This is a genomic window from Bacillus cereus group sp. MYBK101-2, assembly GCF_051918845.1.
Taxonomy (GTDB): Bacteria; Bacillota; Bacilli; order Bacillales; family Bacillaceae_G; genus Bacillus_A; species Bacillus_A paranthracis.
In genome coordinates, this window is record NZ_JBQAIE010000010.1 from 106300 (window position 1) to 118477 (window position 12178).

Sequence of the window (12178 nt, forward strand, 5' to 3'; positions counted from 1 at the left end):
GAAATGAAAGGAATTGTTCTGCCGGGAATAGCGCCGTCTAGTTATCGAGAAGTTGAATTCTTTATTAATAATGACTCTTTTGCTATTCAACGATTTAAAGAGGCAAGTGAAGTTTTAGGTTATTCACTTGTGAGTGCATTTAGGGAAGCGGATGAGACAAATCAAGAAGTGTATGAAGTCTGTTTTCTAGCAAATTCGCTTGCGTTGTTAGACCATTTTTATAAGCGTTATAACTATCAGCCTGATTTCACAATTGGAGTAAGTTTTGGTGGAATGAGTGCAGCCGTACAGACTAATACGCTTACTTACGCTGAAGCAGTATGGTTGACGCATGAAGCGGCAAAGAAATCAAAAGAGTTTTTTAAGCAGATGAAAGAGGATTATCAAACACATTTTATTTATAATATGTCTCTTGATGAAGCGAAGACTATTATACGACAGTTTCAAGCAGAGGGAATGTATTTGGAGTTAGTTGGCTTTCTGAAAAAAGTAGTATGTTTATGTGGAGAAGCGAAGACTATTAAATTACTTAAAGAGAAGGTTAATACAATACCAAAGGTATCTTCACTACATACTATGAATCAACCAATCCATAGTGTGCTTTTAAAAGACTTAAAAGTACAGTTAGAACATGAATTATTCAATCAAATTAGATTTAAACCGATGAAAACATCCATTATATCTGATGTAAACGGAGAAGTAATAACAGATTCTGAACTATTCAAACAAAGTTTATTGGATGGGTATGATAATCCAGTTAGGTGGGACTTAGTAACAGACACAATGAAGAAGCAAGAAGTATCACAGACTTTTGTTATTGGTCCTAGAAATTTATTCGCACAATTATTAAAACAAGATTTTAATATAGTTAGGATTAGTCCTGATGAAATTGAAAATATAGCTACATTATAATGAGTGGTGGGAAATAATGGCATATAAAATTTATACTCCAGAAAGGGTTTATTCTATACAAGAATTTAGAAAAGATATTAAAGGTTATACAAATTATCTAGAGGAAGTTGGGGTTACTGGAAAAAGGATCGCGCTTATTGCCGAGAATTCTTATCGCTTTTTAATCGCCTTCTTTGCACTAACAGAGTTAGAGGCTTCCATTGTTTTGGTAGATTGTTTGACAGGTGAAAAGGAATTAAATGAGATTGTAAGGGATTCCAGAAGCGAAGCGTATATTTCGGATCATACGATTAATCTGGCCACGGAGCTTAAGAAGATTCCATTAAATCCTTCAATTGAGAAGTGCTCCTTTGAGCTGGATACAGATCAGATCAATCCTGCATGGATAAATAAAGAAGATGCTTTAATATTATATACATCTGGATCAACGGGTCATCCTAAAGGGATTGTTAAATCTGGAATATCATTTATTTCTAATTTAATGAAGACGATGGATGTCATGCAATATCGAAATGAAGATGTTTTACTACCTTTAATTCCTTTTACCCATTTTTATGGTCTGTCTATTTTATTCATATGGCGAATTATGAAATGTGAACTAGTTATTTGTAACTATAAAAAAATCCGGTCAATTATAAAAACAATTACAGAAAGAAAAGTAACTGTTGTTGATGGGATTCCTTCCACCTATTATGTCTTGGCCAATATTATGAAAAAACGTGAAAAAATACAAAATAGTTTAAAACAATCATCTGTCCGCATGTGGTGTGTTGGCGGTGCACCTTTATCGAAAAAATTGGCGGGGGATTTTCAAATATTGCTAGATAAGCCACTATTAGATGGATATGGATTATCTGAACTAGGAAACGTGGCACTTAATGTAAATGGTCAGGAAGGTGGCTGCGGTAAATCCCTTGAGGGGGTACAAATTAAAATTGTAAATGAAATGAATGAAATTCTCCATTTCAAAGAGGTTGGAGAAGTGATTGTAAAGACACCAGAAGTAATGGAAAGATATTTGAATTTATCCAAAGAAACACATTTAGTTTTAGTTGATGGTTGGTTTAAAACGAATGATCTAGGCTATTTGGATAGTGACGGGAATCTTTTTATTATTGGTAGAAAGGGAAAAGAGATTATTCGCAATGGTTATGTTATCAATCCAGCAAAAATTGAAAAGCAATTAGAGGATAACTTAGGTGTAGTAGGAAAAGTTATTGGTTTTCAGGATGAGAAAAAGGGAGCGTATATTGTTTTGTTTCTTGAGATTCCATTAAAGGAAGCGGATGATATGAAGAAATTGGTGTTTGAAAGTCTTGATTCTTTAATAAGACCAGATAAAATTATTTTCCTGGAAGGATTTCCTTATCTCCCTAATGGAAAAATTGATCTTGTTGCACTTGAAGTTCAAGCAAGGACATATATAGGAGTGGAGGAAGACTTATGCAAAGTTTGACACCGGTCATTGATTCACCTGAATTGTTAGATGAACGAAAAGAAAGAATTATTTTTTGTATACAATATATGAAAAGTAATAAGTTTGAAATTTTGGATATATTAACAGAAATCAGTACGTACCAAACAGCTGAGAAGGAGTTTAATTGTTCATTATTAGCTTTAGAAAATGCAATCGATGAAGTAACGCAGAATCAACCACCAACTATTGATAGAATGTCTGTGTTTATGCCGTCCAATGTCGTATTGTATTCCTATATTTTGTATTTAATAATTCCATCATTATATGTAAAGCACATAGAGTTTCGTGGTTCTAGTTTAGTAATTGATCAGGTTAGAAAACTTCATGAGTTATTTGAAAAGGTTCACCAATTACCAATTGAATTAATGGAGTATTCATATAGAAAATATATTAAAGAGTCTGCTTTAAAGGCAAATGTAGTTTTATTTACAGGAACTTATCAAAATGCAGAGAGTATTAAATTCCAACTTTCAAAAGATCAGTTATTTGTCTTTTTTGGACAAGGGGTAAATCCATTTATAATAACGGAGTCCGCGGATTTAGAAAAAGCTGCAAGAGATTTAGTTGATGTGAGAATGTTTAATACAGGACAGGATTGTATGGGACCAGATGTAGTTTATGTATCTGAACAGATTAAACCTCTTTTTATACAATTATTAAAAAGGGAATTGTCTAATTTGAAATTCGGTGATAATTCAGATGAAAGAGCGGATTATGGATCAATTCACTATACGTCTACATTAGAATCTATTGCGCGATATTTAAATCAAAATAGTAATTATATTATTCATGGTGGCAATATAAATTATAAGGACAAGGTAATAGAGCCAACAATTTTGGTTAGTTCTTTAGAAGAGAAACTTAAGATTGATGAATTTTTCTCGCCAATTTTTAATATTGTTAGTTACGAAAAATTGGAAGGAATTAAAGAAGTTTTGAATACAGGTTACTTCCTCGAACGAGCTATGGGTGCAACTGTATATGGAGAAGGGCAACATGAATTGATTACATTTTTGAAGAGAAAACATACTGTTTCAGTTAATCAAACTTTATTTGATATAGAAGATGGAAACACAGCTTTTGGAGGGTATGGACCGATGGCTAATTATATTTACTATGAAGGTGAATTATTTATTAAACCGCTCCTTCTTTCATTGGTTTGTAGGCAACATTTGAAAAAAAGAGGTGGAAAATGGGACAAATAAGTGTCTATGAAGCAATTGCAAATATTTTAAAAGGAAATAAGATAGATCTAGTTTATGGGTTACCAAGTGATGATCTTCATTTAATGAATGTTATTGAAGAGTATGGTATTGAATTTTTGGTAAATAAGGACCAACGCAATGCTGTATTTATGGCGACTGGACATGCATTAGCGTCTAAAAGCTTGGGAGTGTGTATTGTTGGGAAAGGCCCGGCGGTTTCTAATTGTGTTACAGGATTATTAGAAGCTCAATCTCAAAATGCACCTATATTAATAATAGCATCCGGAACAAGGACCAAAGTGTATGGTGATAAAAAGGCCTTTCAGGAGGCGAACCAGATTTCACTTGTATCACCATTAGTGAAATGGTGTCATCGGCTAGAAAACCCTGATTCTATAGGTTGGGTTTTAAAGAAAGCATTATTTATGGCGTTAAATGGAAAACCAGGACCAGTTTATGTTGAGATTCCAGAAGATATTGGTGAACTGTATGTAGATCTTGAATCAGTGCAATTTTCACCAATTTCAATTTCGAGAACCTTACCTGATCCTAATTGTTTGAGAGAGTTTCGGAAAAAGATAATAGAAGCTAAGCGTCCGCTACTATTACTAGGAGGGGGGAGTAAGATTTTAACAGACACCCATTTATATACTGAATTTTCCAACCTTATAAATGCAGCAGTATTTGTAACTGCATCAGGAAGAGGCGCGTATGATGAAAGTCAAAAGTTATTTTGCGGACTAGCAGGATTATATTCACCTAAACAATTGTCTCCAATCATACAAGATTCAGATCTTATAATCACAATTGGAAGCAAGCTAGAGGAAACAGCTTTATTTGGTTGGGATCGGGCGCTTAGGACGAAAGAGATAATCCAAATTAATAATATCGAAGAAGATTTTAATTTAGAGTTTAATGGAATGAGATTGGTAGGGGATGCTGAGCTTACAGTAAATTACATCCTATCTATAATTGAGGAACCATTAGAAAAGGAAAAATGGGTTGAGAAAATTGTGCAGTTAAAAAAACAGCTAACCTCAAAAAAGATTGAATATTTAGAATCTGGTGATAACCTGAAGGTTGCACATGTATTAAACGGCATGCAAATGTATGCACCTTCCAGTACTATATTTGTTCACGAAAATGGTTTGCAGGATATGTGGTCGTATTATTTCCCTTATTTAAGCTTAAAAGAAGGACAAAATGCAATTGTTCCGAGTGAACAAACAAGCCTTGGTTTTGGAGTAAGTGCTGCAATTGGAGTGGCGAAGACTAATATAAATCGACCTGTTATAGCTTTCGTTGGTGATGGTGCGTTTAATTTATTCAGAAGTGAGCTAGAAACCGTTATAAATAACAAGGTACCTGTTATTTATGTGGTATTAAAAAATGGAGGATATGGTTGGTTGCAATTTCAAAATAAAAATAAAGAGAGACGAAATCCATACTCTTTTGTTAATCAAGGGTTGCCACTAGTAGGGATGAAAACTTCGCAACTGGAAGTACTTTCTTTAGATAATAAAGATGATGTGTTAAGCACTTTTAAATATGTTTATGAGCAATATGCTCAAGGGAAGACGGTTATTTTAGAATGTATAGTTCAGCTTGAAGATGTTCCAGATTCATTAAAAGAAATATATGGAGATTTTCCGGAGAAGGAGGAAGTTTAATTGGAAATGGAGACAGTAGGTATAGAGAGGGCTAGGAATGCAAGTGGTCTTGTTACTCCTGTAACAATACAGGGAGTGGGCGCTTATATACCAGATGAAGTAATTACAAATGAGATGCTGACACAGACTTTAGAGACGACTAATGAATGGATTCAGGTGAAAACAGGCATTGAAGAAAGAAGGTTTTTGCAAGAAGGGCTCGTCACATCGGATATGTGTGTATATGCCAGCAATCAGGCAATAAATGATGCTGGAATTTCAGCAGGGAATCTGGATGCTATCATTTTAACTTCGACTACACCAGATCAAAAGTTGCCTTCGACAGCACTTATTATAAAAGAGAAAATAGGTGCTACCAATGCAATTCCTATTGACTTGAATCAAACAGGATGTGCGGGTGGAATTTTCTCGATTATGTTAGGGGCTCATTTGTTACAAAACGATAATATTCATAATGTATTAGTAATTGGGGCAGAAGTGCTATCACGTATTACCAATCCGGAAGATCGTTCTACAAGAGTGTTTTTGGGCGATGCTGCTGGAGCAATGATTCTTCAGAAAACGAAAGAGGGAAGTGGTATATTATCTTGGAATCTTGATTCTAGTTTATCTAATGCGGTGGAAATTACTGGTGGAGGAACAAAATCAGTAAGAGGTGAAGATATTAATAAAAGTCAATTTATTAAAATGAATGGTCGAGAAGTATGGAAGATGGCTACAAAAAATCTTCCAAACTCTATTTGTTCCGTTATAGAGAATGCGGGACTTGAGGTGAAGAATATAGATCACTTCATTCTTCATCAAGCTAACTTAAACATTATTAAAGAAGCAATGAGTGCAGTAGGGGCTTCAATGGATAAAACGACCCTTACAGTACAGGAACAAGGTAATACGGGATCAGCAACTATTTTCTCTGCTTTTAACAAGGCAATGAGTGAAAATAAAATCAAACAAGGAGATTATGTAGTTTTCTCTGCAATAGGAGCTGGTTTTCTTTGGGGATCAATATGTTTGAAATATATAAAAAATGAAGAAAAGGGGTTTGGAAAATGATTAAATTGCAAATAAAAGAGAAACTAGTAGAGATGTATAAAATGTCTATTAATCCCGCGGAAATTAATAACGAAATACCTTTATTCGGGAAGGATTCTCCTTATGGATTGGATTCTATGGATGTGTTAATCTTTATTAATGTTCTAAAAAAAGACTATGAATTAAATATCGGTGCAGTTGACATGAATGTATTTAGAACTATTAATAGTATTGTCAAATATATAGAAGAACAGAAGGGGACAAGCGTTATTGAATAGAAAGGTATATCCAATATTCTAAATTTATTTTATAGGAGAAAAATTAATAGGATGAAAGATATTGATTTTCCTCATAAATTCATTAGCTATTCAGAGATAGGTTTTTGATAAAAAAAGAGATTAAATTTTGCAGATGGGGATATGTTAATAGTGTGAATGAAAAAACTCTTGTTTATGTGTGGACGGATTCACTTATTTGGTACTTAGGGGAAATACTTATATTCTATATTGCTCCTATATTTTAATACTCAGTAAAGTTATGAGAAAATTGTTTTTCTTATGAATAAGAAAAACGATTTTGAGGAGGAATAAAAAGATTTTATTAGGGCATTACCACGGCAGTTTCTTTTATGGAGCATGCTTGTGGTCATGCCTTTTTTGGCTAGAGATTTGAAACTGTATCAAGCACCCCCCTTTTCACTAATGATGTATTTGATTTGGCAATTGAATAATTAAATGTCAAAGTTTTGTCAAAAAATATTGAGATTATAAGCTTTCTTATTGATATACTGGACTTTACGGAAAAAATCACTATAAGAAATGAGGAATTTATTCAGTATGGAATGGCGTAATATATATCGTGGATTTTGTATGGGCGTTAGTGATTTAATTCCTGGTGTGAGCGGCGGTACAATCGCTGTTGTGTTAGGGATTTATGAACAATTGCTTGCGGCAATTAGCGGATTCTTTAGTCGTGAATGGAAAAAACATTTAGGATTTTTAATTCCACTTGCAGCTGGTGTGGCAGCAGCGTTTTTAACGTTAAGTCACGTTATTAAATATTTACTTGCAAATCATTATGAACCGACTCAATTTTTCTTCCTCGGTTTAATTATTAGTATATTACCGATGTTAATGAGAGAAGCTGATGCAAAGTCGTCGTTTAAAGGTAAGCACATTGTTTTATTAATAGTTGCAGCAATTCTTGTTGCGATTACAGCTTTCTTTAAACCAGATAAGACAGCAGATCCAATTACGACGTTAACAATTTTAAATGCAATTGGTTTATTTTTCGCAGGATGGATGGCTAGTATGGCGATGTTACTTCCTGGAATTAGCGGATCGTTTATTTTATTAATTATTGGTGTGTATCCGACAGCAATTAATGCTTTAACTACACTCAACTTACCTTTAATCGCAGTTATTGGTGCTGGCGTTATGGTAGGGTTCGTTGTAAGTAGTAAAGGAATTAGTTTCTTATTAGATCGATATAAAAGTATGACATTTGCGGCAATTATTGGACTAGTTATCGGTTCGATTGTAATTGTGTTCCCTGGTATTCCAACTGGAGGATTTTCAATTATAAGTTCAATTATTACCTTTATTTTAGGATTTGCGATTGTTACTTATTTCGGTAAGAAGTAAGGGCTGGAGTCCCCTTGGCGATAAAAGTCGTTAAGGGGATTTTTCATGCTATTCACGGAAAGTCCAGGCATTTACATTGCTTGTTATAAAAAGCTTTTTTAAAATTGTTGAGTAGCAGTGCTTAGCGAAAGGGGGACTGGCTCCTTCGTTGTAGCAAACTGTTTTTGATAGTATAATGAAATGAGTATGCAGTGAGAAATTTGCTGCAAGTAGCTGAGGTGAAGAAACATGCAAAGAGTGACAAACTGTGTGTTAATTAGAGATAATGAAGTACTCTTACTCCAAAAACCTCGCCGGAATTGGTGGGTTGCACCAGGCGGGAAAATGGAGCGTGGTGAGACTGTAAGGGATTCCGTTGTTCGCGAGTATCGTGAAGAAACAGGTATTTATTTAAAGAACCCAGCGTTAAAGGGGGTCTTCACCTTTGTCATCCAAGAAGGTGATAAAGTTGTTTCTGAATGGATGATGTTCTCCTTTTTAGCGACAGATTTTGCAGGAGAAAACAAACTAGAGAGCGAAGAAGGCATCATTGGTTGGCATACATTTGATAAAATTGATGATTTAGCAATGGCACCAGGAGATTATCACATTATTGATTATTTAATTAAAGGAAATGGCATAATCTACGGTACATTTGTATATACCCCAGATTTTGAGTTGCTTTCATATCGATTAGATCCGAGTTAAACCGTCAAGGAGAGGATACGATGACAGAGAATAATGATATAAAAATGGTAATTATTACAGGAATGTCTGGAGCTGGAAAGACAGTAGCTTTACAAAGTTTTGAAGATTTAGGATATTTCTGTGTGGATAATTTACCACCGATGTTATTGCCAAAGTTTATTGAGCTTATGGCGGATTCAAAAGGAAAAATGAATAAAGTAGCACTTGGTATTGATTTACGTGGCCGAGAGTTTTTCGAACATTTATGGGAAGCGCTTGATGATTTATCAGAACGTACATGGATTATTCCTCATATTTTATTCTTAGATGCGAAAGATAGCACACTTGTAACTCGTTATAAAGAAACGAGACGCTCGCATCCACTTGCACCAACTGGTCTGCCGTTAAAGGGAATCGAAGCAGAGCGTAATTTATTAACAGATATGAAGGCACGCGCGAATATTGTGCTTGATACATCTGATTTAAAACCGAAAGAATTACGTGAAAAAATTGTTCACCTATTTTCAACTGAAACTGAGCAAGCATTTCGTGTAAATGTTATGTCATTTGGATTTAAGTACGGTATTCCAATTGATGCAGATTTAGTATTTGATGTTCGTTTTTTACCAAATCCATATTACATTCCACATATGAAGCCATTAACAGGACTAGATGAAGAAGTTTCATCGTATGTGCTGAAATTTAATGAGACGCATAAGTTTTTAGAAAAGTTGACGGATCTGATTACTTTCATGCTGCCTCATTATAAAAGAGAAGGCAAAAGTCAACTTGTAATTGCAATTGGATGTACAGGTGGACAGCATCGTTCTGTTACGCTTACAGAATACCTTGGGAAACATTTGAAACCAGAGTATAGTGTTCATGTATCTCATCGTGATGTGGAGAAGAGAAAGGGCCATTAAGGGATGAAAAAAGAGAGAAAGCCTAAAATTGTCATTATGGGAGGCGGAACTGGACTCTCTGTTTTATTAAGAGGATTAAAGCAATATCCTGTTGATATTACAGCAGTTGTTACAATCGCTGATGATGGTGGCAGTTCAGGTAGATTACGTGATGAGCTAGAAATTCCACCTCCAGGTGACATTCGTAACGTACTTGTTGCGTTATCAGATGTAGAGCCACTGGTGGAAGCTTTATTTCAGCATCGTTTCACAACGGGAGATGGGCTGAAAGGTCATGCGTTAGGAAATTTATTATTGGCAGGTATGACCTCGATTACAGGAGACTTCTTCCATGCTATTACAGAAACGAGTAAAGTTTTAAATGTTAGAGGACGTGTATTGCCAGCAGCGAATCAAAGTGCAGTACTACATGCGGAACTAGAAGACGGAGAAATTGTAACAGGTGAATCAAAGATTCCTTATTTCGGAAAGAAAATTAACCGTGTCTTTTTAACTCCAGAAGATGTAGAGCCGTTACATGAAACGTTGACTGAAATTAAACGAGCTGATTTACTTGTTTTCGGTCCAGGAAGTTTGTATACGAGTATATTACCGAATTTAGTTGTTAACAAAATTGGGGACGCTGTTCTTGCTGCAAAAGCAAAGAAGGTATATGTGTGTAATGTTATGACGCAAGCTGGTGAAACGATGGGATATACTGCGTTTGACCATGTGCAGGCGTTACATGATCATTTAGGTGAACCATTTATCGATACTGCAATTGTAAATAACCGTGATATTCCTTGTGAATTACGTCAGTTATATGAGGAAGAAATGTCGGCGCCAGTTGTAGTAGATGAAGAGCGTTTTACTGAAAACAATATTAATGTGATTCAAGATCAATTAGCGAAGTATGATGACCGTGTTGTAAGACACGATACATTAAAACTAGCTTCTATTTTATATTCACTGTTGTAGATGTGCGTTGCCTCGTTTGAGGTAACGCTCCTCATTTCATATAGGACAAGATTTTTGTTCCACAATAATCGTATAAGGAGGTGTTGGCTGTGTCATTTGCATCAGAAACAAAGAAAGAGTTGACGAATCTAGAGATGAAGGAATGCTGTGAGAAAGCAGAATTATCAGCGTTACTTCGTATGAACGGATCGCTTTCTTTTTCAAATCGTCGTCTATCAATCGATATTCAAACGGAAAATGCGGCAATTGCAAGAAGGATTTATACGCTTTTGAAAAAAGGATATGACGTGACGGTAGAATTACTTGTTCGTAAAAAAATGCGATTGAAGAAAAACAATGTATATATCGTAAGGCTTGTTGAGAAGTCACGCGAAATATTAGCTGATCTTCATATCGTTCGAGACGACTTTTCATTTATTCGAAATATATCACAAGAATTAATTGAGAAGAAATGTTGTAAACGATCGTATTTACGCGGTGCATTTTTAGCAGGTGGTTCAGTAAATAACCCAGAAACATCATCTTATCATTTAGAGATCTTTTCGTTATATAAGGAACATAATGATGCTATATGTGAACTGATGAACGGATTTGATTTAAATAGTAAGACGTTGGAAAGAAGAAAAGGGTACATTACGTATTTGAAAGAAGCAGAAAAGATTACAGAGTTTTTAAATATTATAGGTGCTCATAATGCACTTTTAAGATTTGAAGACATTCGAATCGTACGTGATATGCGTAATTCTGTAAATCGCTTAGTGAACTGCGAAACAGCTAATTTAAATAAAACAATTGGTGCAGCGCTAAGGCAGATTGAAAATATCCGTTATATTGATGAGACGGTTGGTCTTGATATATTGCCGGATAAACTACGAGAAATTGCGCAATTAAGAAGAGATTATCAAGATGTAACATTGAAAGAGTTAGGTGAGATGGTATCCGGGGGGAAAATTAGTAAATCGGGTATTAATCATCGTTTGCGTAAAATCGATGATATTGCAGAGAAATTACGCGCGGGGGAAACGGTAGCAAAAAAATAAGAGGTTAAAGGGGAAATGGAGCTGTGGTTCAAAAAAGAGTTAAGGTTTCATTAAAAAACGGTTTACAAGCACGTCCGGCTGCGTTGTTTGTACAAGAGGCCAATCGCTTTCATGCAGATATTTTCATCGAAAAAGATGGGAAGACAGTAAATGCAAAGAGCATAATGGGGATTATGAGCTTAGCAATTGGAACTGGTAGCATGATAACAATTACAACAGAAGGTTCAGATGCAGAAGAGGCTTTAGAAGCATTAGCTGCATATGTACAATAAGAAGCTATCGCGTATGTGCGATAGCTTTTTTGTTGTTTGGGGCTTGTTGGTGGGGGTATGTGGGATGTACGTTCTTGTCGAGAATTGTCGGTAAGTCGATAAGTTGTGTCGAAAAGTCGATATATTAAAATAATCGCCGATATAATTGGAGTTACGGTCGATATATTTGAAAAATCGCCGATATATTTCGGTTGATACTAGGTGGGGTATGCGGGCGGAGAACAGCATATAAAAAAAGCGCCCTGTTATAGGGCGCTTTCGCTTTTAATCTATCCAGCTCCAGCGGTTGTTTCGCTTTTACATTCGAGGCAAAAAGCGCCTCGGAATCAGGGGCTTCATCGCCCTGCGATTCTGAACGAGCCGCTTCCGCTTTTAATTATA

The 12178-nt window shown here is 35.3% G+C and carries 12 protein-coding genes; all 12 read left to right on the forward strand.

Annotated elements, in window-relative coordinates; all coding sequences use genetic code 11:
* Nucleotides 1–3 precede the first annotated feature (3 nt).
* Nucleotides 4–912, forward strand: coding sequence for a hypothetical protein (locus ACTFSI_RS18995; protein ID WP_000676434.1), 909 nt, complete (start codon nt 4–6; stop codon nt 910–912).
* Between the two features lie 16 nt (nt 913–928).
* A complete protein-coding gene (locus tag ACTFSI_RS19000; protein ID WP_000323584.1) occupies nt 929–2368 on the forward strand; it encodes a class I adenylate-forming enzyme family protein in 1440 nt (479 codons plus the stop codon).
* Complete coding sequence (locus tag ACTFSI_RS19005; protein WP_044790920.1) at nt 2356–3594, forward strand: aldehyde dehydrogenase family protein; 1239 nt, start codon at nt 2356–2358, stop codon at nt 3592–3594. Before ACTFSI_RS19000 ends, ACTFSI_RS19005 begins: the two co-directional genes overlap by 13 nt.
* The gene (locus ACTFSI_RS19010) at nt 3582–5264 is read left to right on the forward strand and encodes a thiamine pyrophosphate-binding protein (protein WP_000529844.1); all 1683 of its coding nucleotides are present in this window, start codon (nt 3582–3584) and stop codon (nt 5262–5264) included. Before ACTFSI_RS19005 ends, ACTFSI_RS19010 begins: the two co-directional genes overlap by 13 nt.
* A gap of 6 nt (nt 5265–5270) precedes the next feature.
* Nucleotides 5271–6317, forward strand: a complete 1047-nt coding sequence (locus tag ACTFSI_RS19015) for a 3-oxoacyl-ACP synthase III family protein (protein WP_041184262.1) — start codon at nt 5271–5273, stop codon at nt 6315–6317.
* Complete coding sequence (locus tag ACTFSI_RS19020) at nt 6314–6574, forward strand: acyl carrier protein (protein ID WP_000593846.1); 261 nt, start codon at nt 6314–6316, stop codon at nt 6572–6574. The genes ACTFSI_RS19015 and ACTFSI_RS19020 overlap by 4 nt, the downstream gene beginning before the upstream one ends.
* Nucleotides 6575–7132: 558 nt before the next feature.
* Nucleotides 7133–7939, forward strand: a complete 807-nt coding sequence (locus ACTFSI_RS19025) for a DUF368 domain-containing protein (RefSeq protein WP_000455203.1) — start codon at nt 7133–7135, stop codon at nt 7937–7939.
* 228 nt (nt 7940–8167) lie between these two features.
* Complete coding sequence (locus ACTFSI_RS19030) at nt 8168–8626, forward strand: NUDIX hydrolase (RefSeq protein WP_001190080.1); 459 nt, start codon at nt 8168–8170, stop codon at nt 8624–8626.
* 20 nt (nt 8627–8646) lie between these two features.
* Nucleotides 8647–9528 (forward strand): RNase adapter RapZ, encoded by an 882-nt coding sequence (rapZ, locus tag ACTFSI_RS19035; RefSeq protein ID WP_000138457.1) that lies wholly within the window; start codon nt 8647–8649, stop codon nt 9526–9528.
* 3 nt (nt 9529–9531) lie between these two features.
* Nucleotides 9532–10485 (forward strand): gluconeogenesis factor YvcK family protein, encoded by a 954-nt coding sequence (locus ACTFSI_RS19040; RefSeq protein ID WP_000712175.1) that lies wholly within the window; start codon nt 9532–9534, stop codon nt 10483–10485.
* Between the two features lie 89 nt (nt 10486–10574).
* Nucleotides 10575–11525, forward strand: coding sequence for a DNA-binding protein WhiA (whiA, locus tag ACTFSI_RS19045; RefSeq protein WP_000006561.1), 951 nt, complete (start codon nt 10575–10577; stop codon nt 11523–11525).
* Nucleotides 11526–11548: 23 nt separating this feature from the next.
* Nucleotides 11549–11797, forward strand: coding sequence for an HPr family phosphocarrier protein (locus tag ACTFSI_RS19050; RefSeq protein WP_000250306.1), 249 nt, complete (start codon nt 11549–11551; stop codon nt 11795–11797).
* The last annotated feature ends 381 nt before the right edge of the window (nt 11798–12178 follow it).